The organism is Paenibacillus popilliae ATCC 14706 (assembly GCF_000315235.1).
Lineage (GTDB): Bacteria > Bacillota > Bacilli > Paenibacillales > Paenibacillaceae > Paenibacillus_B > Paenibacillus_B popilliae.
In genome coordinates this window covers 1-25,828 of the sequence record NZ_BALG01000213.1, presented here as the reverse complement: position 1 = coordinate 25,828, position 25,828 = coordinate 1, and the positions used below count along the sequence as shown (strand labels likewise).

Annotated in this window: 23 protein-coding genes, 2 pseudogenes and 2 CRISPR repeat arrays; of the genes and pseudogenes, 16 read left to right on the top strand and 9 right to left on the bottom strand. The window is 51.8% G+C overall.

Annotated features, from left to right (window positions below):
* The first annotated feature begins 83 nt into the window (after nucleotides 1-83).
* Complete coding sequence (locus PPOP_RS13450; protein ID WP_006287060.1) at nucleotides 84-2,048, top strand: O-antigen ligase family protein; 1,965 nt, start codon at nucleotides 84-86, stop codon at nucleotides 2,046-2,048.
* 145 nt (nucleotides 2,049-2,193) lie between these two features.
* On the opposite strand, the gene PPOP_RS13445 is transcribed toward PPOP_RS13450, so the two are convergent.
* A complete protein-coding gene (locus PPOP_RS13445) occupies nucleotides 2,194-2,661 on the bottom strand; it encodes a DUF2621 domain-containing protein (protein WP_042228867.1) in 468 nt (155 codons plus the stop codon).
* A 326-nt stretch (nucleotides 2,662-2,987) separates the two neighbouring features.
* Here PPOP_RS13445 and PPOP_RS13440 point away from each other — a divergent pair, with 326 nt between their 5' ends.
* From PPOP_RS13440 to tkt, 4 genes are all read left to right on the top strand, one after another.
* Nucleotides 2,988-3,260 carry a hypothetical protein gene (locus PPOP_RS13440; RefSeq protein WP_006287058.1) on the top strand — a complete coding sequence of 91 codons (273 nt, stop codon included), beginning with the start codon at nucleotides 2,988-2,990 and terminating at the stop codon, nucleotides 3,258-3,260.
* Nucleotides 3,261-3,942: 682 nt separating this feature from the next.
* The gene (locus PPOP_RS13430; protein ID WP_006287057.1) at nucleotides 3,943-5,391 is read left to right on the top strand and encodes an amino acid permease; all 1,449 of its coding nucleotides are present in this window, start codon (nucleotides 3,943-3,945) and stop codon (nucleotides 5,389-5,391) included.
* 269 nt (nucleotides 5,392-5,660) lie between these two features.
* Nucleotides 5,661-6,776 (top strand): deoxyribonuclease IV, encoded by a 1,116-nt coding sequence (locus PPOP_RS13425; RefSeq protein WP_006287056.1) that lies wholly within the window; start codon nucleotides 5,661-5,663, stop codon nucleotides 6,774-6,776.
* A 192-nt stretch (nucleotides 6,777-6,968) separates the two neighbouring features.
* The gene (gene tkt / locus PPOP_RS13420; RefSeq protein WP_006287055.1) at nucleotides 6,969-8,987 is read left to right on the top strand and encodes a transketolase; all 2,019 of its coding nucleotides are present in this window, start codon (nucleotides 6,969-6,971) and stop codon (nucleotides 8,985-8,987) included.
* 196 nt (nucleotides 8,988-9,183) lie between these two features.
* Here the strand turns inward: tkt and PPOP_RS13415 are convergent, their stop codons facing one another.
* Nucleotides 9,184-10,074: an NAD(P)-dependent oxidoreductase gene (locus PPOP_RS13415; RefSeq protein WP_042228873.1), complete on the bottom strand. Its 891-nt coding sequence runs from the start codon at nucleotides 10,072-10,074 to the stop codon at nucleotides 9,184-9,186.
* A gap of 252 nt (nucleotides 10,075-10,326) precedes the next feature.
* On the opposite strand from PPOP_RS13415, the gene PPOP_RS13410 reads away from it, so the two are divergent.
* From PPOP_RS13410 to PPOP_RS13370, 9 genes are all read left to right on the top strand, one after another.
* Nucleotides 10,327-11,682 carry a glucose-6-phosphate isomerase gene (locus tag PPOP_RS13410; protein ID WP_042228863.1) on the top strand — a complete coding sequence of 452 codons (1,356 nt, stop codon included), beginning with the start codon at nucleotides 10,327-10,329 and terminating at the stop codon, nucleotides 11,680-11,682.
* A 152-nt stretch (nucleotides 11,683-11,834) separates the two neighbouring features.
* On the top strand, nucleotides 11,835-12,467 hold the full coding sequence (locus PPOP_RS13405) for a YigZ family protein (RefSeq protein ID WP_042228872.1): 633 nt from the start codon (nucleotides 11,835-11,837) through the stop codon (nucleotides 12,465-12,467).
* Between the two features lie 14 nt (nucleotides 12,468-12,481).
* The gene (locus PPOP_RS13400) at nucleotides 12,482-13,084 is read left to right on the top strand and encodes a TetR/AcrR family transcriptional regulator (RefSeq protein ID WP_006287051.1); all 603 of its coding nucleotides are present in this window, start codon (nucleotides 12,482-12,484) and stop codon (nucleotides 13,082-13,084) included.
* Nucleotides 13,085-13,487: 403 nt separating this feature from the next.
* On the top strand, nucleotides 13,488-14,303 hold the full coding sequence (gene cysT / locus PPOP_RS13395) for a sulfate ABC transporter permease subunit CysT (protein ID WP_006287050.1): 816 nt from the start codon (nucleotides 13,488-13,490) through the stop codon (nucleotides 14,301-14,303).
* Nucleotides 14,300-15,163 carry a sulfate ABC transporter permease subunit gene (locus PPOP_RS13390; protein WP_093471056.1) on the top strand — a complete coding sequence of 288 codons (864 nt, stop codon included), beginning with the start codon at nucleotides 14,300-14,302 and terminating at the stop codon, nucleotides 15,161-15,163. Before cysT ends, PPOP_RS13390 begins: the two co-directional genes overlap by 4 nt.
* Before the next feature lies 1 nt (nucleotide 15,164).
* The gene (locus tag PPOP_RS13385) at nucleotides 15,165-16,235 is read left to right on the top strand and encodes a sulfate/molybdate ABC transporter ATP-binding protein (protein ID WP_006287048.1); all 1,071 of its coding nucleotides are present in this window, start codon (nucleotides 15,165-15,167) and stop codon (nucleotides 16,233-16,235) included.
* Nucleotides 16,236-16,250: 15 nt separating this feature from the next.
* Nucleotides 16,251-17,387: a sulfate ABC transporter substrate-binding protein gene (locus PPOP_RS13380; RefSeq protein WP_006287047.1), complete on the top strand. Its 1,137-nt coding sequence runs from the start codon at nucleotides 16,251-16,253 to the stop codon at nucleotides 17,385-17,387.
* 125 nt (nucleotides 17,388-17,512) lie between these two features.
* Nucleotides 17,513-17,797, top strand: coding sequence for a hypothetical protein (locus PPOP_RS13375; protein ID WP_042228861.1), 285 nt, complete (start codon nucleotides 17,513-17,515; stop codon nucleotides 17,795-17,797).
* 335 nt (nucleotides 17,798-18,132) lie between these two features.
* Nucleotides 18,133-18,756: a CRISPR direct-repeat array (repeat unit 32 nt).
* Nucleotides 18,757-19,257: 501 nt separating this feature from the next.
* A CRISPR array of direct repeats spans nucleotides 19,258-20,219; the repeat unit is 32 nt; unit sequence GTCGCATCCTATGTGGATGCGTGGATTGAAAT.
* 326 nt (nucleotides 20,220-20,545) lie between these two features.
* Nucleotides 20,546-21,172, top strand: a complete 627-nt coding sequence (locus PPOP_RS13370; RefSeq protein ID WP_052516623.1) for a helix-turn-helix domain-containing protein — start codon at nucleotides 20,546-20,548, stop codon at nucleotides 21,170-21,172.
* A gap of 48 nt (nucleotides 21,173-21,220) precedes the next feature.
* Here the strand turns inward: PPOP_RS13370 and PPOP_RS24390 are convergent.
* The 4 genes and pseudogenes from PPOP_RS24390 to PPOP_RS24375 all read right to left on the bottom strand — a co-directional run.
* Nucleotides 21,221-21,451 (bottom strand): annotated as a pseudogene (locus tag PPOP_RS24390) (ATP-binding protein); the annotation flags it as partial.
* Between the two features lie 30 nt (nucleotides 21,452-21,481).
* Complete coding sequence (locus PPOP_RS24385) at nucleotides 21,482-21,655, bottom strand: hypothetical protein (RefSeq protein WP_234399834.1); 174 nt, start codon at nucleotides 21,653-21,655, stop codon at nucleotides 21,482-21,484.
* 2 nt (nucleotides 21,656-21,657) lie between these two features.
* A complete protein-coding gene (locus PPOP_RS24380) occupies nucleotides 21,658-22,032 on the bottom strand; it encodes a hypothetical protein (protein ID WP_006287044.1) in 375 nt (124 codons plus the stop codon).
* 68 nt (nucleotides 22,033-22,100) lie between these two features.
* Complete coding sequence (locus PPOP_RS24375; protein ID WP_006287043.1) at nucleotides 22,101-22,457, bottom strand: IS21 family transposase; 357 nt, start codon at nucleotides 22,455-22,457, stop codon at nucleotides 22,101-22,103.
* A gap of 447 nt (nucleotides 22,458-22,904) precedes the next feature.
* Between PPOP_RS24375 and PPOP_RS13355 the strand changes: the two are divergent.
* Together PPOP_RS13355 and PPOP_RS13350 are read left to right on the top strand one after the other, a co-directional pair.
* Nucleotides 22,905-23,562, top strand: a pseudogene (locus PPOP_RS13355) (IS256 family transposase); the annotation flags it as partial.
* A gap of 225 nt (nucleotides 23,563-23,787) precedes the next feature.
* Complete coding sequence (locus PPOP_RS13350) at nucleotides 23,788-24,237, top strand: hypothetical protein (protein WP_042228859.1); 450 nt, start codon at nucleotides 23,788-23,790, stop codon at nucleotides 24,235-24,237.
* On the opposite strand, the gene PPOP_RS24370 is transcribed toward PPOP_RS13350, so the two are convergent.
* From PPOP_RS24370 to PPOP_RS24360, 3 genes are all read right to left on the bottom strand, one after another.
* A complete protein-coding gene (locus PPOP_RS24370) occupies nucleotides 24,227-24,733 on the bottom strand; it encodes a hypothetical protein (protein ID WP_234399833.1) in 507 nt (168 codons plus the stop codon). The two genes, PPOP_RS13350 and PPOP_RS24370, sit on opposite strands and share 11 nt — an antisense overlap.
* Before the next feature lie 82 nt (nucleotides 24,734-24,815).
* Nucleotides 24,816-25,133: a hypothetical protein gene (locus PPOP_RS24365; protein ID WP_006287040.1), complete on the bottom strand. Its 318-nt coding sequence runs from the start codon at nucleotides 25,131-25,133 to the stop codon at nucleotides 24,816-24,818.
* 127 nt (nucleotides 25,134-25,260) lie between these two features.
* Complete coding sequence (locus tag PPOP_RS24360; RefSeq protein ID WP_234399832.1) at nucleotides 25,261-25,671, bottom strand: transposase; 411 nt, start codon at nucleotides 25,669-25,671, stop codon at nucleotides 25,261-25,263.
* Nucleotides 25,672-25,828 lie beyond the last annotated feature (157 nt).

The window sequence follows — 25,828 nt, the reverse complement described above, 5'->3', positions numbered from 1 at the left end:
CTACAGGCTAACCTTACGGTTGGCCTTTTGCTATTATGACCATAATAATGGAGATAGATAGAGCGATAGGTGGAGAAGAACGGATGAACGATACAAGCGAACGCAACGGAGGATGGACCGCGGCGGCTGCCGGGGCCGCAGCCGGCATACTGCTGCTAACGCTGTGGCTGAACGGCTTGTTTTATAACCAGGATACTGTCGTGCTCTCTGCTCTGATGTGTGCTGCAACGGTTGCGCTTCTTCTCATGAAGCGCGCAGTTCTATCCGCTGCCATTCTGCTGCCGCTCGTTCTCCTGGTCGCCTACGGCATCGTCCGCTTCCTCGATCCGGCGAGCGTGCACGGCACTCATATGCAGTTGATTCGCTATGCGATGTATACCGGGTGGGCGATCGCGATATCCGCATTTTTTTGCCGGCCAAGCGCCGACTCATCGTGGACAAAAGGACTGCAAGCCCTCCTCGTCGTTGGCATCGTCAATAGCCTGAGTTCGCTCTTTATGCTGGGTGGATGGTTGCCTTATGCAGCCGGCCTCATGACAAGCGAAAACGTCGAAATTTCCGCTTGGGAATTCCGTTTGGCCGGATTGCTGCAATATCCGAACACCCTCGGAGCGGTAACGGGCGCTTTTCTGCTCCTTCAGCTTTATCTTGTCCAGATCGCCTTCGGCTTCCGAGCGCGTATGGCGGTGCTGTTGCCAGTCCTTCCCCACATGGTCGTCCTGATGCTGACGGAGTCCCGGGGCTCGTGGCTGGTTGTCGCTTTTGTGTGGGTTGTCGGGCTGTTGTTTTTGCATAAAAGACGGCGCGCTTATATCGCGTTAACCGCCCGCTCGGCAGCATGGGGCTTCGCCGGGGCCGCGAGCGCCGCTTCCTTGTGGCCGGATCATCGCGGTATGATTCCGTTAGCCGTGGCAGCGGTCTGGGTGGGCTTATTAAGTGGAGAAGCGCTGCTTCACCGTCTGCAGCCTTCCCGCCGACACGGAATCGTATGCTCGTGCTTGATTGCGGTGGCACCTGCAGTTCTTGGTCTGCTGCTGATGCCGCAGGGGGCATCCGAGCGCCTAACGGATCATTGTGCGACCGCAGGTGCGCGGATGCAGTTCTACCGCGATGCGCTGATATTGTGGCGGGAGCATCCGTGGTTCGGTGCTGGCGGGGAAGCTTGGCGGCAACAGTTCGCGCGTATTCAGAGCGCGCCCTATGTTGGCAAAGAGGTGCACAGCAGCCTTTTCGACCTGCTGCTCGACGTCGGCGTCATCGGAACGGCGCCCGCGCTCATACTGGCTGCGGCGGCGCTCTTTATTGCTTGGCGCCGTCACCAGGGATTGGCCATGGCCGCGGCCGTGCTCCTGCTGCACAGCGCAGTCGACTTCGACATGGCCTTCGGCTTCTTCGTGCTGCTGCTCCTTGCCTTGCTGGTGTTGGCGGAAGGCGCGGGAGAGCCCGGCTATGGAAGGGTACACCTGCGTCTGGGCCGTATGGCGTCACTTCTGCTGGCGCTGCCGCTGGGCGCCGGAGGCTTGCTGGCGGCTGTACACGCCGTGGCCCAGCCGCTTGCGGATGCCGACGGCACGCTGGCGTTGAAGCTGACGCCAGCCGACACGGAGCTTCGCATCGCGGTATCGCGAACCTTGCCGCCGGGAGAGGCCATCGCCTTGCTCGCGGAAGGACGCCGTTATGAACGGAGCGGTGTCGCTCTCTACCGCGAGCTCGCCTTGGCGAGCATCCGCCTCGACCGCGCGGCAAATGAAGCTGGATATTGGCGGGAGGCCATCGCCTGCGCCCCGTTTGACCGCGACTTGCGGACGGAAGCGATTGGGCGGCTGGCCGAGCAGGCACGCCACTCCGCGATAATCGGCGACCGCAAGAAGGCAAAATTATTGGCGTCGGCTGCCGATGACTTGTACCATAGCTATGAAGCTGAGGTACAACGCGTCGGGGCGATGCTGAATGCTGCCAATGACAAGCAATTTGCGATGACCGAAGAGGCCAGACTCGCATACATGGACATCATGCCGCTTCTTGGAGAAAGACCCCGCCCTCATTAGAGAGCACGGGGTGATGTGGAGCTTGACGAGCCGTGCGGTAGGAATCGCATCCGCCGCCGCTTCGCATTACCGGATCACATCTCCAGTTTTGGATCAACTGGCTGCATGAACATGGGGTGCGTCTCCTTCGTCCGGCTGTGGCTGGCTATTTGTTCAACAGATGAAGGAATGGACTGTAGTCGATGTTGTTTTTGTCCAGGTAGCGGACGAGGCTGCGGTAATCCCGCTTGGGCGTCGCTAGAATATATCCCTTGATGCAGTGTTCGCGGGTCACTTCGGTGGCGCCGCTCTCCATGGCGACTTCGCCGATCTTGGCGGCGATAGAGTGGCGCGCGATATCGCGGAACGGCTTCGGAACCGGGGCGACCAGCATGTCCAGCAACGCCTTCGTATCCTCGGTCCATATCGCCCGGCTTCGCTCCACCCAGTAATTTTGCCAGTCTAGCTTGGACATGCCGTCGCTCTTCGGCAGCACTTTGAGAAACTTACGGAACATAAAAAATCCGCCGATGGCCATGAATCCAAGCAGAACGAAAGTCCAGAACGCGATGGAATTCATGAACCACTTGGTAGGCCCGCCGGCCATGAGTGGTACATAGAACAAAGAATACATGCATTTCCACCTCACCGGATAAAAATATTTTCGCTTCGCGCGCGTACATTGATGTAAGTTTAAATCCGTAACCGCCTCGTTGGCCTCAATTATGAATATCCAATGAAATTATACAAATTATACCACCATCTTGGTTATATTTCGAGAGTTCGTGTAATAGAAAGTGGAGGGAAGTCCAGATGCCCAGCTTTCATTAGGTTTTGGAGTTTTACGCCAACTATTTTACATCCCCCCCCTTTTTTTTTTTATAATTCTATGGTATATTCAGGTAAATACAACTTGGAATATCCATCTACAGAAAAAAACGATATTTTGGAGGGTAGTAGATGATTAAAAAAATGATTTCAAGTTTGTTTGCTTGCGCTATGATTTTTTCTTTATTTGGTTCTGTTTATGCTTCACCAATTGGAGTTGAACAATCGCAGTCGCTGGCTTGTTTTATTTCTGCTCAGGAAGAAATAACACAGTTTCAAGAAGTGACTCCCTCGAATTCTCACGTGATTCGGAAAAGAGCTGATTCAATTACGCAGAGAATGGCACAAGCGAGAGAGTTTCAGAGGATGTTACAAAAAGAGCGAGAGAATAGAAAAAAATCGTAAACGTCGATTCGGAGTTCATACTACCATGAGAGCGATTTAACCTTTGAATATTATATATTTCAAAGGTTTTTTATATTTTTTCCTCCCCTCGGTATTCAATAAACATTCGCGTAACACGTTGTTTTTTATGCTGGCCTTTACCCCGTCCAATAAACGGTTGAGGATGAGTTCTGTGTACCGTTCCCGGCAGCCGCGGATCCACGACACGGAGTCATGTTGGCTTGCGCGGAACAAGCGTTTTTGGAGTTTTGGGTTCTTGCTTTTCGTTCTTTTTTCCTTTCTTTCCCGGTTAATTGCGATGACTCCGTCATCGACGCTCAGCCCGAGCTTGGTCAAGAGAAGCAAGCAGCGGAGCTTATCGGCGGGATCATGGGGCTTTCGGCCTCTGGGATTGGAGGAGTAAGCAGAATGCATGAAGGAAGCTGTAGCAGATAGATCGATTGCCGTAATCCAGAAGATCAGGTCGCTGTAGAAGTGCTACAAAAACAACAGGGCTTCCGGTGTGTCGTACTCCTTTCGCAGTTGTTCGCATACGAAGACTCAATCATCCTGATGAGAGCAAGAAACAAGCTTCATAACGATCACCCAATTCTCAAGAGATAGGCAAAAATGCCTTCTCGGCAATTATTGAGGCGTTTCGTGCAAGGTGTCATTTTCGTACAAAAGGAGTGAAGGATACATCGTGAATCAACCAAATCAAAAGCGATTGCAAAGAACTTTAAAGACACGTCATCTCACCATGATCGCGCTTGGTGGATCTATTGGTACTGGGCTATTTCTTGCTAGCGGTGGCGCAATTGCTAAAGCAGGTCCTGGGGGGGCACTTATTGCCTATATTGCAGTTGGAACAATGGTTTATTTCTTAATGACAAGTTTAGGAGAACTGGCTACATACATGCCGGATTCTGGGTCATTTAGCACATATGCATCTCGCTTTGTAGATCCAGCGTTTGGCTTTGCGTTAGGATGGAACTTCTGGTTTAATTGGGCGATTACCATTGCATCTGAGTTAGTTGCGGCGACAATTATTATGAAGTATTGGTTTCCTAATAGTAACTCCTTTCTATGGAGCTTCTTGTTTTTGATTTTCATTTTTCTGCTTAACTTTTTATCTACGAAAGGTTATGGAGAGTCTGAATATTGGTTTGCCATTATTAAAGTGACGACCATTATCGTTTTCTTTATTGTCGGTATATTGATGATTATCGGCATCTTAGGAAATGAACGTATTGACTTTCACAATTTTTATATTGATGATGCACCCTTTCATGGTGGATTCTTCACTATTTTTGGTGTTTTTATAGTAGCTGGTTACTCGTTTCAAGGAACGGAACTCATTGGCGTTGCAGCTGGTGAGAGTAAAAATCCACGAGAAAGTGTACCTCGTTCCATCCGACAGGTATTTTGGCGTATTTTTCTTTTTTATGTTCTGACTATTTTTATTATCGCTTTAATTATTCCTTATACGCATCCGAGTTTGCTTGTTAGTAACTTGAATGATATTCACGTAAGTCCATTTACGCTTGTATTCGAGAAAGCTGGTTTTGTTTTCGCGGCAGCTTTTATGAATGCTGTTATTTTATCGTCTGTGCTCTCGGCTGGTAATTCTGGTATGTATGCATCTACACGAATATTATGGAAGCTAGCGCAAGATGGAAAAGCACCTAAGTTTTTAGCAAAGCTGAATAAACGTGGTCTTCCAATCAATGCGTTATTAATTACAACAGTTATCGGTATGCTTGCTTTTTTTGTTTGTTTTTTCGGGGACAGAATCGTTTATTTGTGGCTTCTAAATATATCTGGTATGTGTGGTTTTTTCACTTGGTTTGGTATAGCCATAAGCCATTATCGTTTCCGGCGTGCTTTTCTTCAGCAAGGTCATGATTTACAGAAGCTTCCTTACAGAGCTCGTTTTTTCCCGTTAGGGCCTATGTTTTCTTTAACATTTTGTATAATCGTTATTGTTGGCGAATATTATCAAGCATTTTTGAACTATTCTATTGATTGGAAAAATTCATTTTTGACATATATTGAACTACCTATCTTCTTAATGATATATCTCGGTTATAAATGGAAGTACCGTACAAAAGTTATTCCTCTACAAAAATGTAAATTTGATAATTTCGAGTAAGGCTGATAATAACGAACGGAAACGCGATGGAGCATGGGGATTTGGACTGAGATGCACTCTGGAGGCCATAAAGGTTTTCAGCGAGACAAGCAAGGAACAGCCCCTTAAAACACATACACTTGGCCTGGCTGCTCGTACTCACCTAGAAATCCCGCCAATCCGCACCACTACAGCATTTTTGCAAAGGTTGCCTTACGGTGGCAACAATGCCTAGATTTATTTCAATAATCCTTGTAGAATAAGGGAAATGATTTGAGAGGAGCGCACGTATGCTGAAGATTGGTTCTCATGTATCCTTTTCCGAAAAAGGGCTGTTGACGGCGACGAAGGAAGCGTTAAGCTATGGATCCAGCTCGTTCATGATATATACCGGAGCGCCGCAAAATACGCGGCGCAAACCGATAGACAAGCTGTTCATCGAGGAAGGCAAGGAACTGATGAACAAGCATGGCATCGACGAAATCGTGGTGCACGCGCCTTATATTATCAACCTCGGGTCGTACAAGCCCGAGACGTTCGAATTGGCCGTATCGTTCCTGCAGGAGGAGATACAACGCACGGATTGCATCGGCGTCAATCATATCGTGCTTCATCCCGGCGCCTATACGGACAAGGATGCCGAATACGGGGTGAACCGCATTGCGGAAGGCTTGAATGAAGTGCTGCAGAACACGAAGGAGACGAATGTGAACATCGCATTGGAGACAATGGCGGGCAAAGGCACCGAGGTCGGCCGCAGCTTCGAGGAGATCGCGGCGATTATCGACAAGGTCGAGGACAACAGCCGCCTGACCGTCTGTCTGGACACCTGCCACATCCATGACGCCGGCTACGATATCGTCAGCAATCTGGATGGCGTGCTGGAGGAGTTCGACCGCGTGATCGGCCTCGGCCGGATCGCCGTCGTTCATATCAATGACAGCAAAAATCCGACCGGGGCGGCCAAAGACCGCCACGCGCCTATCGGAGCGGGCTATCTCGGCTTTGACGTGATTCGCAATGTCGTGCAGCATGAAGGGCTGCTCGGCAGACCGTTTATTCTGGAGACGCCGTGGATCGGTAAAGAGACGAAGCAGCGTCCGATGTACGAGGCGGAGATCGCGCTCCTGCGCGGCAACGCCAAGGAACGCTTCGGCGAGGAGTTCTGGGAGGACGTTGAGCGAATGCGCCACTTCTTCGACAAGCAGGATGTTCACTGCCGCAGCTTCGTGCTAGAGACGTGGAATGTGCTCAAAAACGACGCCAAAGCAAAGAAGGCCGATCCGCGCGAGCCGATGGAGCGGTTGTACGACATGATTGTCGACGCGGAACTGCTGCCGGAGCGGACGGAAGAAGAGATCAATCAGCGTATTGCCGCATGGTATACGGGACAAGCTGCGCAATAGCGGCTTGTGGGCATCGCAAGGGGAGTTCAAACAGTCGGAGGCTGCTTTTTATCAGGTAAAAAGTGGCGTCGAAGCAAGAGTAATGGTACAATAAATCAAATGCATCCAAGGACAAGTTGAGCGAGGGTGGGGGAATTGCCACGGCTGATCGTTCGCTTGATCACAGAGAAAGATATGAGGAGGAAATCAGCAATGACTGTCAACCAAGCGCAATTGGATACGCTCTCTGTAGCGGCCATCCGAACCTTGGCTATTGATGCAATCGAAAAAGCAAAGTCGGGACATCCGGGAATGCCAATGGGGGCGGCGCCGATGGGTTATCATCTGTTCGCGAAAGAGATGACGCATAACCCGGCCAATCCGACGTGGATGAACCGTGACCGCTTTGTATTGTCTGCGGGGCACGGCTCGATGCTGCTTTACGGATTGCTTCATCTGAGCGGCTATGATCTTCCGTTGGATGAAATCAAGCAGTTCCGCCAATGGGGCAGCAAGACGCCGGGGCATCCTGAGTTCGGCCATACAGCAGGGGTAGACGCGACAACGGGTCCACTGGGCCAAGGCATCGCCATGGCTGTCGGCATGGCAATGGCCGAGGCGCAAATGGGGGCCACGTACAATCGTGACGGTTATTCAGTCATTGACCATCATACCTTCGTCATCTGCGGCGACGGGGACATGATGGAAGGCGTGGCAAGCGAGGCGGCTTCTCTGGCCGGCCATCTAAAATTGGGCAAATTAATCGTTCTGTACGATTCCAATCATATTACGCTGGACGGGGAAGCGGACCTGTCCTTCAGCGAGAATGTGCGCCAGCGCTATGAAGCGTACGGCTGGCAGACGCTGCTGGTCGAGGACGGCAACGATCTCGACGCGATCGCGCGCGCATTGGCGCAGGCGAAGCAAGTAGAGGATAAGCCGACGCTTATCGAAGTGAACACGGTGATCGGTTACGGTAGCCCGAACAAGCAAGGCAAGGGCGGCCATGGCGGTACCCACGGTTCCCCGCTCGGAGCGGAGGAAGCGAAGCTGACGAAGCAATTTTACCAATGGGAGCATGAAGATTTCTTCGTGCCGGATGAAGTATACAAACATTTCGAAGCGAATGTGAAGAACAAGGGAATCCAGGCGAACGAAGCTTGGGATCGCATGTTCCAGCAATATAAGCAGGCGCATCCGGAATTGGCCAGCCAATTCGAGACGGCCGTGAAGGGCGAGCTGCCTGCAAATTGGGATGCGAACCTGCCGGCCTACACGGTAGAGGACAAGTCGGTATCGACACGCGTCGCTTCCGGCAACGCGCTGAACGGCTTGGCAGGCAACGTGCCGCACCTGACGGGCGGATCAGCGGACTTAGAGAGCTCCACGATGACGCATCTCAAAGGCTTGCCGGTATACCGACCGGGCCAATATAACGGCCGCAACATTTACTTCGGCGTCCGCGAGTTCGCGATGGCGGCGGCCATGAACGGCATGGCGCTGCACGGCGGCGTGAAGGTGTTCGGCGGCACCTTCTTCGTGTTCACGGATTACCTCCGTCCGGCGGTTCGCCTATCTGCCTTGATGCAGCTTCCGGTCACCTACGTGCTGACGCATGACAGCATTGCGGTCGGCGAAGACGGACCGACGCATGAGCCGATTGAACAGCTGGCTTCCGTTCGCATCATTCCGGGCTTGACGGTGCTCCGTCCGGCTGACGGCAACGAGACGTCGGCTGCCTGGGCGTATGCGATGGAGAACCATTCGAAGCCAGTCGTGCTCGTCCTGACGCGCCAGAACTTGCCGATTCTGGAGACATCGGCGGAACGCGCGCGCGAAGGCGTAGCCTGCGGCGCGTATGTTGTAAGCGACGCGGCGAACGGCCAGCCGCAGGCGCAGATTATTGCGACGGGCTCCGAGGTGCAGTTGGCTGTGCGCGCGCAGCAAGTGTTGTCTGAAGAAGGCATCCACGTTCGCGTCATCAGCATGCCGAGTTGGGATCTATTCGACAAGCAGCCGCAGGAATACAAGGATGCCGTCCTGTTGCCGAATGTCAAGGCCCGCCTGGCGGTGGAAATGGCTCATCCATTCGGGTGGGAACGTTATGTCGGCGATCAAGGCGACATCTTGGGCATTTCATCGTTCGGCGCCTCTGCGCCTGGCGACCGTGTCATGGCCGAATACGGCTTCACGGTTGAGAATGTCGTCAACCGCGTGAAGGCGTTGCTGTGAGATCAAGCCTCAAGCAATAACATAAACCGTGATCCGGCGCGATTGGCTGGATTGCAATAGCAATACCATACAGGCCGCTGGCTGACGGATATGGGCATAGGGCTCAGTTCGTTGCCAGCGGTCTTTGTGCAGACAGAAGGATGGCTTTACGGTGGAACAAAGGCAAAGCCAATACGTGATGGGAGTGCATCGACGTTTAGTTGCTTTTCCCGATCGGCTGCCCAATCCACTGCTCGTACATTTTTACGACGGAGCACAAATCCTCTTCGCCATACCCGGCCGTCTGCCCCATCTGGAACAGGCTCTTGGCCGCATCCAGCATCGGGGAAGGCGATTGCATATCTTCGGTAAGACGGGAAGCGAGCTTCAGATCCTTCAACATCAGCTTCAAGGAGAATTGATTGTCGAAGTCGCCTTCGATCATTTTCTCTCCCTTCAGTTCGGCTGCTGTACTGCCGGCGCTGCCGTTGCGCACCACTTCGAGAAAGGCCGCTGGGTCGACGCCCGCGCGCGCCACCATCGAGAAGCCTTCGGCGAGCGCCGCATTGTTGATGCCGACGATTGCGTTATGGGCTAGCTTCGTGATGGATCCGCTGCCGTTCGGTCCGACATGGATGATTCGGTTTCCCATCGCTTCGAATGCTGGAATTGCCTTGTAGAGCGACTCCTCCGGTCCGCCGACCATGAACACGAGCGTGCCCGCGATCGCGGCCGGCTTGCTTCCCGTAACCGGAGCGTCGAGGAAGGTTCCCCCGCGAGCTTCCACATCCGCAGCTACCCGCTTGACCAGAGCAGGCGAGATCGTGCTCGAATCAATCACGACCATGCCTTCGCGAACGCTGTCAAGCAGACCCTGCTCGCCATAATAGACGGCTTCAATCGAATGGTCTTCGCTTACCATCGTCAAGACGATATCCTGATTAAGGGCCGCTTCCTGTGGCGATTGCGTTGCGCGGGCACCCATCGCTACCAGCTCGTCCGCTTTGCCGGCGGAACGGTTATATATCGTTACCTCGAAGCCTTGGCGAATCAGATTGGCAGCCATTGGCGCCCCCATCGTTCCTAAACCTAATACGGCTACTTTCATTTGCATCGTCACCTCACGTTGTCTTTTCCCTTCCGTCCCCATTGTAACATAGGAAAGCAACCTTCTTGACAGCGCTTGTTTCTGTATGTTGCCGCCCGTTTCAGGGGATGATCTAAATTAATTTCTATTATGTAAACCTTTTCATTACCAGGTGTTCCCTTGTGTTCCGAGGAGAAATCCAGTATCCTAGGACTATATTGATTTTCATGTGTTAAAGTGGCAAAGTCAACCAATACTCGAGGAGGGTGTATGATGACCCAAAAAGTGCACTTTGATTACAGCAAGGCGTTGACATTCGTAAGTCAGCATGAAATTGACTACTTCAAAGAGCCCATTCGCCTGGCGCATGAGCAATTACATAATAAGAGCGGAGCCGGTTCAGATTATCTTGGCTGGATCGCTCTCCCTTCCCAATATGACAAGGAAGAATTCGCACGCATCAAGGAAGCGGCGGCCCGAATTCAATCCAACTCCGACGTGCTGATCGTGATCGGCATCGGGGGCTCTTATCTGGGCGCGCGCGCAGCTATCGAGATGCTGGGGCATTCCTTCTACAACATGCTGCCGAAGGACAAGCGCAAGACGCCGGAGATTTATTTCGCGGGGAACAACATCAGCTCGACGTATATCGCTCATCTGATGGAACTGATCGAGGGCAAGGATTTCTCCGTCAATGTCATCTCCAAATCCGGCACAACGACAGAGCCGGCGATTGCGTTCCGCATCTTCCGCGACGCGCTGGAAAAAAAATACGGCAAGGAAGAAGCGAAAAAGCGCATCTTCGCGACGACGGATCGCGAGAAGGGCGCGCTGAAAAAGCTGGCGACCGAGGAAGGCTATGAGACGTTCGTCATTCCGGACGACGTGGGCGGAAGATACTCAGTGTTGACGGCGGTAGGCTTGCTGCCAATCGCGGTTGCCGGCATCAGCATCGACGAGATGATGCAGGGGGCGCAAGCCGCGGCGGAAGCGTACAGCAATCCTGATGTGGCGCAGAACGAGAGCTATCAGTATGCGGCCGTCCGCAACGCGCTGTATCGCAAAGGGAAGGCCATCGAAATTCTCGTGAACTATGAGCCGTCCCTGCACTATGTATCGGAATGGTGGAAGCAGCTTTATGGGGAGAGCGAGGGCAAGGACAACAAAGGCATCTACCCTGCGGCGGTCGACTTCTCCACCGATCTTCACTCGATGGGGCAGTTCATTCAAGAAGGAACGCGGAACCTGTTCGAGACGGTGATTCAGGTTGCGGAAGTTCCGCAGCAAGTAACGATTCAGGAAGAGACGGACGATTTGGACGGGCTGAACTTCCTGGCCGGCAAGACGATGGACTTCGTCAACAAGAAAGCGTTCGAAGGAACGATGCTTGCGCATACGGATGGCAACGTGCCGAATCTGATTGTCACGATTCCGGACATGACCCCTTACTCCTTCGGCTATTTGGTATACTTCTTTGAAAAGGCATGCGGGATCAGCGGGTACCTGCTTGGCGTCAATCCGTTCGATCAGCCGGGTGTGGAAGCCTATAAGAAAAATATGTTCGCCTTGCTGGGCAAACCAGGCTATGAGGCAGAGAAGGCTGAACTGGAGGCGAGACTGTCCCGCTAATCGGGACATCCGCCAATACATCGAAGATAAGCGATAAGCCGGGAAGCAGTTCTCCGTACAGGAGAGCTGCTTTCTTTGGCGCTCATGGAAGAAGTTTGTTTGACAGGGGCAGTTGCCCGGCCTTGTTGAACACGCATGGAGAGGTGATTCCCCTGTTAGAACGTTACAAGACAGTTCGGCAATTCGGGAGCAAGGAAATTGTGATCAAAAAGTCTCGCTTTATCGGGTATGGCCGCCCGGTGGAGACCGAGGCAGAGGCGATTGCATTTATAGAGGACGTTAAGCGTAAGCATTGGAATGCTACGCACAACTGCTCCGCCTATATGATAGGCGAGCGGGACGAGATACAGAAGGCGTCGGATGACGGCGAACCAAGCGGGACGGCCGGCAAGCCGATACTGGAGGTTATCCGCAACCGAGGGTTGAAAAATACGGTGATCGTCGTCACCCGGTATTTCGGCGGAATTCTGCTCGGAGCCGGAGGCCTGATTCGGGCCTACACTGATGGGGCCGTTGCCGCTGTCGAAGCAGCGGAGGCCATTGAGAAAGTGTTGCATCAGGAAGTGTTCGTTGACATTGATTACACATGGCTTGGCAAATTGGAAAATGAATTGCGTAACCATGGGACGAGGATGGGAGAGACGCAATTTACCGACAAGGTGATCTTGACGTGCTTGCCCGCGGCGTCGGACGCCGACCGGTTTGTAGCCTGGATCACGGATCTCACGCAAGGGCAGGCCGTGATCCAGAAGGGAGCCCCTGCTTATTACATTGAAGGGGAATAAGGAGAATAACCGCTATGCCGAGAAAAGCAGTAGATCAAGAATTGTCGCGAGAGCGAATCTTGGAGGTGGCGCGCCACTTGTTCGTAACCAAAGGGTACCGTGCTATCTCCATGCGAAGAATCGGCCAGCAGTTGGGGTACAGCCACGGCTCACTCTACTATCATTTCAAAGATAAGGCCGAACTGTTCTATGCGCTGGTCCGGGAAGATTTCAATCGGATCGAACGGCTATTCGAACGTGTACTCAACCAGGATCCTTCCGAAGGACTGTCCAAGATGGAGCAAGTTATGCTGGAGTTCGTCCGGTTCGGTCTGGATCATCCCCACCATTATGAGATTATGTTCATGACGCGAGATGAAGAATTACTCGCCTATGCGCGGACCGAGCAGGGCCGCTGTCTGGAGATGTTCTCGACGATCGTCAGGCAGTCCATGGCAGCCAATGGGCATTCGGATCAAGAGCGTCATCATATTCCGATTAGTTTATTTTTGGCAATGCACGGGTTCATCTCCTTCTATATACAAGATCAAGTCACCTATGAAGAGATCAGACCGGCTGCCCTGGCCCATATTCGTTTTTTGTACCGGAGGGTATTGGATGCGGCACAATCGGCGTAGGTCATACCTTTCCCCCGATATATATCCTGCATATCCGGATAGGCAGGGCAGCCCGTCATCTTGCAGCGGCTGCCCTGTTTTGATTTGCTTGTACCCGCGCTTGGCTCCGCTACCATCGATAACACGGCTTCCCATGCGCGTCATTCCCCTTCGAATTTTGCTGCCTTAGCCTCTGAATCACTTTCCGCACTCCCTTTCTTGCTCGACGCGAACGCCCCAGATGATCACACTCCGCAAAAATCTAGGCACTGGGTAATCACCTATCCTAAGCATTTCGAATAAGTTGCATAAGAATCTGTTAGGCATTGATGTTTTGTTTTCGTTTTTGGTATTGTAACCCCAATAAAAACCAAGTAAACAAGTGGGAATAATTTTGTATTTCTTGCAGAAGGAGGAGTCTGGGGTGAATGGTGTCCTGCGGCACAAAGGCGCAATCTGGGGTTTCCGCTCGACATTGCTGCTCTATGTTTTTCTGCTCATTGTGCTGCCCATCAGCGGAATCTATGTGCAATCGTTCAGCGGAGGCTGGCAGGCATTCCGAGAGTGCATCACCGAGCCACTTGCCTGGCATGCCGTTGCATTGACATTCCGTCTGGCGCTGATCGCGACCGCAATCAATATGATCATCGGCACGATGACAGCCTGGGTGCTTCATCGGTACCGGTTCGCCGGAGGAGCATGGTTGAACAGCCTCGTTGATCTCCCGTTTGCGCTGCCAACCGCGGTGGGCGGGCTGATGATTCTGCTATTGCTCGGCCCCGGGAGCCTGGCGGGCCGGGCGGCGGAAGCCGTTGGCTGGCGCCTTGTGCTTGCCGAGCCGGCGATTGTCGTCTCGATGGTCTTTGTGACCTTCCCGTTCGTCATCCGGGCGGTGCAGCCGCTGCTCGAAGAGGCTGATCGATTCGAGGAGGAAGCGGCCTACACGCTCGGCGCGTCCCGACTGCAGACCTTCGTGCGCGTGCTGCTGCCGCAAATGCGTTTGGGCATCCTCAGCGGCGCGATGCTCGCCTTCTCCCGAGCGATGGCCGAATTCGGAGCTGTCGTGCTCATTGCGGGCAACATCCCGGGCAAAACGCTCGTTGCGTCGGTGTTCATTTTCGGGGAGATCGAGAGCGACAATCCCCAAGGAGCCGCCGTCGTCTCGGTCCTGCTCCTCACGATCTCGTTCCTGATTCTCTGGCTGGTCGGCATGCTGCAGTCGCGGAGGGTATCGCCATGACAGACCCACCCGTGTCCCTCGCCGTATCTTCCCGGCATTCGAGACCGACGAAGCCGTCCAAAGCGCGCTCCGCCTTAATCGGGATGACGTATGCCGTCTTTTTGCTCCTGCTGCTGGCTCCAATGGCCCAGATCGGAGCCGAAGCATTCCGCGGCGGCTTCTTCTCCTTCGCTTCCGCTCTCACCCGACCGGAGGCGCTGCATGCGATGGCCATGACCGGATCCGTTGTCATCGTCGTGACGACACTCAATACGATATTCGGCGTCCTGTACGCCCTGCTGCTTGTACGCGGAAGCTGGCTGGGCAAGCGGGTCCGATGGCTGCTGAACAGTCTCGTCGATCTTCCGTACGCCGTATCTCCGGTTATCGGAGGCTTCATGATCGCGCTGCTGCTCGGGCCGAATACCGTGCTCGGCGCCCTGTTCTCCGGGATGGGCATGCCTGTCGTCTATGCGTTCCCCGGTATGGTGCTCGCGACCTTGTTCGTGACGTTCCCGATGATGGTCAGGGAAGTAGCCCCCGTGCTGCAGGAGCTTGGCACGCAGCAGGAAGAGGCGGCTTCGACGCTGGGCGCCTATGATTGGACGATTTTCTGGAAGGTCACTTGGCCGTCCATCCAGTGGGCGGTCACGTACGGGGGCGTGCTTACGATTGCCCGTTCGCTCGGCGAATTCGGGGCCGTCCTGGTCGTATCCGGCAACATCATGAATAAGACACAGACGGCGACGACAATGGTCTACCAGGATGTGGAGAATTTCAATATCGGTTCGGCCGGCAGCTTCGCGCTTGTGTTGGCATGCGTGTCGGTCGTTCTGCTATTGCTCATGGAATGGGCAAAAAAGCATAAAGGAGTCGATTGACATGCATATCGAGGTTCGCCAGTTGAATAAATGGTTCGGTGCCTATCACGTCGTTCGGGATGTTAGCTTCTCCGTCGAAACCGGCCAGCTTATCGGTCTGCTCGGGCCGAGCGGCGGGGGGAAGACGTCGGTGCTGCGAATGTTGGCCGGGCTGGAGCAGCCGGATTGCGGCGAGATCTTGTTCCGGGGAACCGCCGTCAATGATATGCCTCCGCAGCAGCGGGGCATCGGCTTCGTGTTCCAGAACTATGCGCTGTTCAAGCATATGAATGTCTACGACAACATTGCCTTCGGGCTGCATATTCTGAAGTGGCCGAAGCCGCGGATTCGCGAACGCGTGGCCGAGCTCTTGGAACTGACCGGACTGTCCGGCGTGGAGCGGAGGTACTCGCATCAGTTGTCCGGTGGGCAGCGACAGCGGGTCGCATTCGCCCGAGCACTGGCCCCTGAGCCGCAACTGCTTCTCCTCGACGAGCCGTTCGCGGCCATTGATGCGAAGATTCGCCAGGAGCTGCGAAGCTGGCTGCGGGAACTGATCGAGCGCGTAGGCATCACCTCGATCTTCGTGACGCATGATCAGGATGAGGCGCTCGAGGTAGCGGACGAAATTATGATCATTAACCAGGGCCGCGTCGAGCAGAAAGGGACGCCATGGGAAATTTACAACATGCCGGAAACGCCTTTTGTCGCCGAATTTATAGGGGAATCGACCATTTTGAACGATATATGCGCCTTAAAAGGATTTGGGATACTGGATGTCGGGGAAGAGATGAGAATTCTTATTCGGCCGGAATATACTGAGGTCGGGAGGGAAGGTGAAATAAGGCCGGCGTCGGCGAGCGAGTCCGGACGGGTCAAGGCGGTCCATTTCCGGGGCAGCGAATGGATGGTGGAGGTCCAGGTGGGCGATCTTGTGCTGAAGACGTACCGTTCCTTGGAAAGGCCGCAGCTTCAGGCAGGCGAGCAGGTCCAGGTTCTGATCCATCGCGTCTATATGTTCGAGGGAGATGAGGGCTGGGTGGTCGAGAATCGATTGAAGTCGGAGCCGCTGCCAGTTCACATTATGGGCTAACAGAGGAGGGGCAAAATGGACAGGGACAGATCACGCGGCTTATCCGGTTTTATTGCGACAGTGATCATCATTATCCTCTTGTTCGGCTGCAGTCCAGGCGTGCGGGAGGAGGGGAGACAGGACCAGACAACAAGGGCCGTATCTGCCCCTCAACCGTCCTCGCCCGGGGAGGCTGCCGTCATTCCTTCGCCGGGGGAATCCGGTCAGGACAGCGTCACACTCGTCATTGGCGCCTATTCCGTCGTGAAGGACGTAATGCAGCGGATACTGCCTGAATTCGCGGCCGATTGGAAGGTAAAGACCGGGCAGCAGGTCGTATTCCAGGAATCCTACGAAGCCTCGGGGACGCAAGCGCGCTCGATTGCCAGCGGTTTGGAGGCGGATGTCGCGCTCTTCTCGATGGAGGGCGAAGTTGAAAAGCTCGTACGGGCCGGACTGGTGCCGGCGGATTGGCAAGCACGGGACGCTTATGGAGGCATGGTCACCGGCTCCCTTATCGTGCTGGGTACGCGGGAAGGGAACCCGCATCAGATTCGCGACTGGAGCGATCTGACCAAGCCGGACGTTCAAGTTCTCTACCCGAATCCGAAGACATCGGGCGGCGCCCAATGGGATATTAACGCGATATACGGAGCCGGTCTGCTGAAGGCGAAGGAGCGTGGAGAGGATGGCCAGCGCCGGGCGAAAGAACTGCTGATGAGCGTTCACCGGAATGTCATCTCGATGGACAAAAGCGGCAGGGCGTCGATGGCCGCCTTCGAATACGGCGTAGGCGATGTCATCGTAACCTACGAGAACGAAATTCTGTCCCGCATGCAAGCGGGCGTCGCGTACGAGCTGATCCGGCCGGAGCGGACGATTCGCATTGACAACCCTGTCGTCGTCGTCGAGCGCTATGCACAAAAGCACGGCACGACAGACATCGCCCAGGCGTTCGTCGATTACTTGCGGGAGCCGAAGGCCCAGCGCCTCCTGGCGGAAGCCGGGTTTCGTCCTGTTGATCCGTCAGTGAGAGAGGAGACGGCGGACCGTTATCCCGAGCCAGCGGGATTGTTCGGCATCGAAGATATGGGCGGCTGGAAGCATGTTCGCGAGACCTTGTACAGCAAACGGGGCATCTGGTACGAGGTGCTTGCGGGGCTTGAAGAGTAAAGCCCGGTTAAGCGAACGGATACATGGCGCATGGCGGCGATGCCTGCGCATTTTCTTTTTCCAGGGCAAAGGCGGGAAGGCTCACGGGTGCGATGATTCCGGTCTAGGATCAGGGGAGGCTGTTGGTGCTTATCGTATCGATGGGGGTATGGAAGTGCAAGTGTCGTTGCGCGTTGGTGGAGATACACCTTGCTCGCTCCTTAGGAGTATGCTCCCTTTCGCTCTGCAAGGTAATCGACGTCAGGCGGAAGCTGTCGCATGCGCTGTTCGCGAACGCAAATTATACTTTCATGACTTCTTGCATTACAGAAATCGGAGAGGCGGTGCGGCCGCTCGATCTGCTGACAATGGATTTGTCGGGAGAGGTTTGCAGACAGCATGGCCAGTTAGCAGACAGCATGTACAGTTAATAAGAAGGAACTCACCTAGATTTGGTTTTCGCTAACAGGCTGTAAAAAGTTACCGCAACGTATACAACCATGATATACTAAAAAGTAAGACAAGAATGTGAACTGAATAAATTGTATTTATTTCAATTCATGCTATAAAAATTATTCTTCATCGCAGGTGCGAATGTGGAGCTCACATGAAAACCCCGGGGGATTCGCACCAATTTAATGGATAAATTAATCATAAAATTTCGCGCGAAATGATAAATACATAGCCGCCTTGAGTTAACTGCTCATTTTTTTGTAGCATTTGCTCGTTTTTGGTCTCTTTTATTACATTATATGTATATTTCGCTGTCGCATCCTATACGGATGCGTGGATTGAAATGGCCTCGTCCATCGTGGACATAACGTCCAAGAACGTCGCATCCTATACGGATGCGTGGATTGAAATCGGTCGGCATCGCAGCGAATCGCAGAAGGAAGACGTCGCATCCTATACGGATGCGTGGATTGAAATACCTTGCACCAACGGCAATGACTGCCCGCTTTGAGTCGCATCCTATACGGATGCGTGGATTGAAATTCCCTTAATGTAGACATAAGCATCAGCCACAGTTGTCGCATCCTATACGGATGCGTGGATTGAAATCAGTAGTGCAAGCCGTGCGCGCTTTTCGGCAAGGTCGCATCCTATACGGATGCGTGGATTGAAATAATAGCCTATCCAGTGCCGCCGCCATCTCCGCCCGGTCGCATCCTATACGGATGCGTGGATTGAAATACCGCGCCATACAGAATTACATTCGTGGCACATGTCGCATCCTATACGGATGCGTGGATTGAAATATCGTGGTGTCGAGTTCGTCGACAGTCCGTAATGTCGCATCCTATACGGATGCGTGGATTGAAATAACCTCCGTCATCCAGGAATGTTCCGACAATAAGGTCGCATCCTATACGGATGCGTGGATTGAAAAAAATCGAAACTTTAGATTTGTCTCTGCCCAGAATGTAAAGCCTAGCATCAAATAAAACTTTCATGACTTCTTGCATGACCACCAGAAATCGGAGAGGCGGTGCCTCCGGTCGATTTGTTGACAATGGATTCGTCGTGAGAGATTAGCAGACAGCATGGACAGTTGTTATGTGGAGCTTATCTAGATTTGGCTTTCGCTCAAACAAGCTGTAAAAAGTTACCGCAACGCATGCAACCATGATATACTAAAAAGCAGGACAAGAATGTGAATGGATAAAATTTTATTTATTCTAATTACTGCATAAATATTATTTTTCATCGCAGGTGCGAATGTGGAGCTCACATGAAATCCCCGGGGGATTCGCACCAAACTCATGGATAAATTAACCATAAAAATCCGCACGAAATGATAGATACACAGCCATCTTGATGTAACTGCTTATTTTTTTTGTAGAATTTGCTTGTTTTCTGTCTCCTTTATTACATTATATGTAAATATCGCTGTCGCATCCTATGTGGATGCGTGGATTGAAATGTAGTCGCAACGCCATCTGTTAACTCAAGATGATTGTCGCATCCTATGTGGATGCGTGGATTGAAATCATACTGCCGCGCCGGACACGCGCGCAGTACTCAGTCGCATCCTATGTGGATGCGTGGATTGAAATCTCGTTACAATGGACTTTTTAGCGATCCACTTGGTCGCATCCTATGTGGATGCGTGGATTGAAATATATGCATCCTTACCCCAACTATTGTTCGGAAGATGTCGCATCCTATGTGGATGCGTGGATTGAAATGTTGTCCAATCTGCTCCTGGGTATGACCGCTCATCGTCGCATCCTATGTGGATGCGTGGATTGAAATTTGGCTTGCTCGAAAGCATAATCCTCAACATCTTGTCGCATCCTATGTGGATGCGTGGATTGAAATGAAAACCGGAGGAAGGAGAAGTAAATGGGAGATAACGTCGCATCCTATGTGGATGCGTGGATTGAAATATAAACCATACTCGTTTCAATTTCGACCGTCTCGTCGCATCCTATGTGGATGCGTGGATTGAAATCGCGAGGCTAGGTGACGTCGTCGAAAGATTCGACGTCGCATCCTATGTGGATGCGTGGATTGAAATGCCCATGTTTCGTAATCCTTCCGGCGGCCGCTGGTCGCATCCTATGTGGATGCGTGGATTGAAATATTAATAATGTTCGGGAGATCCCACGCCGTAACAGTCGCATCCTATGTGGATGCGTGGATTGAAATCTGTTTTGTCCAGACCGGATACCGCTCGGACGTTCGCGTCGCATCCTATGTGGATGCGTGGATTGAAATATTCAACCGACTATGCTCGCTTTTTCTTTTTCTTGTCGCATCCTATGTGGATGCGTGGATTGAAATTGTGGATAATGAGGAGCCAAAGCTCCGCCACCTGGTCGCATCCTATGTGGATGCGTGGATTGAAATGCGGAGTCGATAGTTGAAGTGGAAAAGGACGAAGACGTCGCATCCTATGTGGACGCTGGATTGAAAAAAATCGAAACTTTAGATTTGTCTCTACCCAGAATGTAAAGTCTAGCATCAAATTGAACTTTCATGTCTTCTTGCATCATTACCACCAGAAATCAGAGAGGCAGTGCGCCCGGTCGATTTGCTGGCAATGGATTCGTTGGGAGAGATTAGCAGACAGCATGTACAGTTACTAAGCTTCCTCGCTATAGTTGATGCTAATGTCTCTTAGTAGAAAAATAGTCAATACTGCTCCGTAAGAAAATAATAGGGCGGGATAGCAGATGTGGACATCATTAAGCAGCCATGACAATTTGTTTTCGGATATGTTCAAAGTGGCGTTGCAACGAGAAGAGACTTGGGAATTGACGCAAATTGAGTTTAACGATCAAGATCAGACCTGGCACTTGTTCATCGACTTTACACGAGGAACGACATTCGCCTATCCCTTGTACGGAGCAGCTACCCCAAAAAAGGATTGGCGGCATCTGGACTTCTGGGATTGGAAAACCTACATGCACGCCCGATTGCCGAGGGTCAAGTGTAAAGCATGCAATAAAGTCACACAAGTCACGGTAAAATGGGCGCGAGCGTTATCGTATTTCAACGTGCTTTTTGAAGCATGGGCGATGTGTTTGGTGGCGGAAATGCCCGTCAATGCGGCAGCCCATGAGCTTAGAGAACATGATTCGCGGATGTGGCGCATCTTCCATCACTACGTCGACAAGGCGATGGCAGAGCTTTATCAAAGACGAAACGGATTCCGATTGATAATACGTCCTCAAGGCGCGACACCGCTACATTACCTTGTTCGTGGATGTGGATCACAAAACGGTGCCATTTGCAACCGAAGGTACAGGCATGGAATACCCTGGTGTAACCGTCAAGTACTTTTGAGCAAATTCTGCTAAACAACTTTCAACACCTAGATTTCGGTTCTGTGACGTTCGTGCAATCTCTTATGTTTTGAGAAGATGGATCAAAGTATCCATTGCGACAATGCTTTGTGACCTCGCTAATGCCTCGATTCCCAGCCCCATAGACAGGTCAGTTTTTCCAACCCCAGGCGGGCCTAAGAGAATTAGATTGTAAGTGTGCTCCAGCCACAGCAGCTCCCGTAATTGTTCCATGTGGCGTTTGCATAGCGATTGCTGTTCTACCAAACGAAATTCATCCAGCGACTTGACGAAAGGGAACGTAGCCTATTTCATCCGTTTGGCTCAATGCTTTTCTTCTCGCCGATGCGACTCATGCTTCAGGAGATGGTGCAAGAACTGCCCACAGCTCCAGTTTTTGGACTGCGCATCCAAGAGACGATCCTCCAGGATGTGTGCCGCCTCGGTCCTATTGAGCGTGTTCATCCATTGCTTTAACTCGCCCGTGGACGTTGTCATCTTTATCCGCCTTCCAAGATGCGTTCGTACGTCTGGAATGGCCGTATTTGGGGTTTGGCTTTCAGTTTAGCAGGATCCACTTGAGCGAGCAGCTTTAGGTCGCTCTGAGTCGGCTTCTCGTCCGCCTGCTGTTGTGCCTTTTCTATGTAGTGACTCACGGCATCTGCAAAGTCCGCAGCACGGTACAGGCTGTGCTTTAAGCAGTAGGCCAGAGCCTGGTCTGCCGTCTTGGCACTTGCCTCCGATACATACTTTTCAATCGCTTGCAATTGATCTCGAATATATCGCGGCTTCTGCTTGCGAATTACCTCCTCATAGGTGCCGATTGGAACAGTATACCGGTTCGAATCATACCAGATGGTGTTGTCCTTTCGCACCGTCCTTGTTATCCTTGAGTTGCTTGATTTTTCTATTTTTTTCTGGACTGGGCGGAGATGCGCTTTTTCTAAAGCATATACTTCGGCGGGTATTTTTGGGTCGTATGATGCATCTTGGCGTTGCCTGTTCGGCATAGCCAGGCCAAGCACTGTTCATTGAGCTTATCTACATTCGTGAATGAACGATGCTTTGCAAAGTTGCATTTGATGTATTTCACCAGATTCTCAATCTTGCCTTTGCTTTCCGGGTCGCCTTTACGGCACATATGAATCCGGAAGGCGCGTGCTTCCACGTATTTGGTGAACTCATGCGTCAGAATGAGTTCACCGCATTTTTCACTGGTTAACAACAAGTGGTCTTGAGCATAGACGATATCTTCTGGCAGGCCGCCATAGAATTCGATGGCTTGCTCATGGGCCTCCACGACATCCGATGTGGTAAACGGTCTGTCCTGCCATAATGCGTATAACTTCGAACGGTACTCTCGGCAATCTCAACCCTTGATGGCGTTCCTTCAGCCAATCCAAGACCTGAGCGGGAAAAAGATCAGGATATGTTCGTAACCATCTGACGATTTCCGATTCATACAATTCCAGTTCTTGGACCCTCTAAAAACAGTTTGTACTCATTTACCGACATGTTCCAGAACTTTATCACCGTATTTCTGAATAGGTTCAAGTTTTTCGCCACTTGCGACTTTCTCAAACCCAAGTTTTTCTGTTCCCGAATAGCGAAGTACATAGGCCACCTTTCCTCATACCTTTCCCCCCCTGATGCTAAAACTACCAGTTCTATGATAGCTTAATAGGAAGGGAATGATAAGTTTTTGTTCATTCTTATTTAGCGGAATCCGCTGATTTTATTTTAGCAGTTACACAAGGCTGCCTATATGGTCATCGGGATTGATTTGGATGGCAACAAAGATGTGCTGGGCATCTGGAACGGCGAGAACGAGTCTGCGAAGTTTTGGCTCAGCGTACGGAATGAGCTGAAAAACCGCGGCGTACAAGACATTCTCATTACCTGTGTGGACAACCTGACTGGCTTCTCTCAAGCTATCACGGCTTGCTATCCACTGACCGAAATTCAGAAGTGCATCATTCATCAAATTCGCAATTCTATGCGTTACGTGTCCTACAAAGACCTGAAGAAGGTCACTGCTGATCTGAAGCCGATCTACAAAGCCGCGACAGAAGAAGCCGCGCTTGTTGAACTGAATCGCTTCGAAGAGAACTGGGGAACGAGGTATCCGCTCAGCGTGCGTTCCTGGCGAAACAACGGGGAGGAGAGTTGGCGACCTTTTTCAAGTATCCGCCGGAGATCCGAAAACTCATCTTTACGACCAATATGATCGAGAGCTATCATCGCCAGCTTCGCAAAGTCACCAAAGGAAAGAGTATTTTCCTTCAGAAGAAGCCCTGCTCAAGATGCTCTACCTTTCGACGATGGATGTCGTTCGCAAATGGACAGACTGGGTTCAAAATTGGGGCCAAATGCTGCTCCAGCTCTCGGTATTCTTCCCGGATTGAGTGGGTCAACATGTAAGCTAAGGGGATACGCCCCCTCGGGGGCTCTTTTATAAATGAGTTTACACAAAAATCTTGACAGACCCAATTCTTCCGACATTATCATATTAGTACGGAGTTTCCTGAGTTTGTTCCCTCAATTTTTCCGAATTAATCCCGGAGCACTGAATAATCAGTGACTTGAAAAACATTCCATGTTATCTCACGTATAGAGGAGGAGTGATGATCATGTTTGCTTACCTTAAAGGTGCTGGTGCTTCTGCTTTTGTTGCTACGTTGGGAAATTTACCATTCTTTAGTGCAAACACATATAAATCAATATGGCTCCTGTCTGTTGCTGTTAGTATATTATTCAGCTACATTGGGTGTATTTTAGGTTGGGCGCTATTGAAAATAATTCTAAAATATCGTTTAAATATGACCGCTGGAATTATGTTATTTCTTTTTCTGGGCTTAGTTTTTGCCTTCATAATTCAAAAATTACTTTTTATGTTTATATTTAGTCCTATGATGGGGCCAGTAAAGCCTTACTTTTATTTTTTGGTGGTGTTTGGCTCCGTCTCTTTCTATTTAGCACAAAAAATAACCAATCTTGTATTATCACGGGTTATTGTATTGACTGGTTTAGTTCTAGCCTGTATCACATGTGGGGGCTTCCTGCTTGTGGTCATTGCATAAATAGAGACTCGGAAATAATGCGGGGTTCTAAGTCCGAATGAGGGATAAAAGAGGGGCATGCCAACGAACCCTCAAAAAGGGCAATTAAAAAAGTGTAATCGACTTTCTGGCGTTTGATGCAGCGTTCTACGCCGGTTCGCAGCGCATAACGCTTTCTCCATTCCTTACTGTCGCGGCGGATGCGCGGAAAAAGGCGCGGGTTATCCGCAGTTGAAGTGTAGAACGTCCTTCCGTACTCGGAAGGCGAACAGGGCGTAGGACACTCCCATTTTCCGACTTTTGCGGGACAGCGCCACTTGATGCGTTGTCGCCCTAAACACTTGCCCCAGCAGAGCATATTGCGACCAATGGGGCAGATGGGAACACCGTCGGAGCCAATTTTCATTTCGTTGTACACCGTTTGCCCGGAACGCCTGAGATTCAGGTCGATGATGCTGCTAACCTCATCGTGTTCCAGCATGGTATAAATCGGGAGAGCGTCATGGGCAGAATCCAAGATCGCCTCTCCCACCTTCCAGTCCGAATACCAGTGACACCGTTCCCGGTAGCCGCAGATCCACGACACGGAGTCATGTTGGCTAGCGCGGAACAATCGCGGGTATACGGGTAGATTGTAAGAACTGTCGGCTGCCGCGAACATGTAGAGCGTAACGTCCGAAGTAATATTTCTCACGGCAGCTGTCCCAGCCCCAATCGGCATCGGGATCCGAAAACTGTCGTTTGCAGGAGCACTTCCAGTTGCCGGACTTGCGGCAATCGCAAAGGAACTTGCCATAGGAACGTGCTTCGGTTTCAACCGGGGACCCGTCACCGATGACGCGAAAGGCGTTCGTATCGCCAAGCAATCCTTTAGCTGCAGAAGGCAGGACAAACATGGATTGGAACAACTGCTGCAATAGGTCGTGCTCCTTGGGGACGTAACGGATCTTGTCCTCGCACAGGATGCGGGAGACAAGTTTCTCTGTTATTTTTGGATTTTTGGGTTCTTGCTTTTCGTTCTTTTTCCTTTCTTTAGTGGTTTCTTCAAGAGGCGTTTGACGCGCCTGGTCTTGTGCGGAGTGGAAGCCCGCCAAAGCCAGGAGAAGAAGTCGTAGAATGCGACTTGCCAGGCTGAAAGCCGCAGAGGATGGCATAGACAGGGGTCGTACGAATGGCGACGACTCCGTCATCGACGCTCAGTCCAAGCTTGGTCAAGAGAAGCAAGCAGCGGAGCATATCGGCGGGATCATGGGGCTTGCGGCCTCTGGGATTGGAGGAGTAAGCAGAATGCATGAAGGAAGCTGTGGCGGATAGATCGATTGCCGTAATCCAGAAGATCAGGTCGCTGTAGAAGTGCTGCAAAAACAACAGGGCTTCCGGTGTGTCGTACTCCTTTCGCAGTTGTTCGCATACGAAGACCCAATCATCCTGATGAGAGCGAGAAACAAGCTTCATAACGATCACCCAATTCTCAAGAGATAGGCAAAAATGCCTTCTCGGCGATTTTTGAGGCGTTTCGAAAACCCCCATGGCCTGTCGGCCACCACAATGTAATGAAAATGAGGGTTGCCAATTTGAGCTTCTTCTGCGCAAATAAAGATAGGCAGATCAA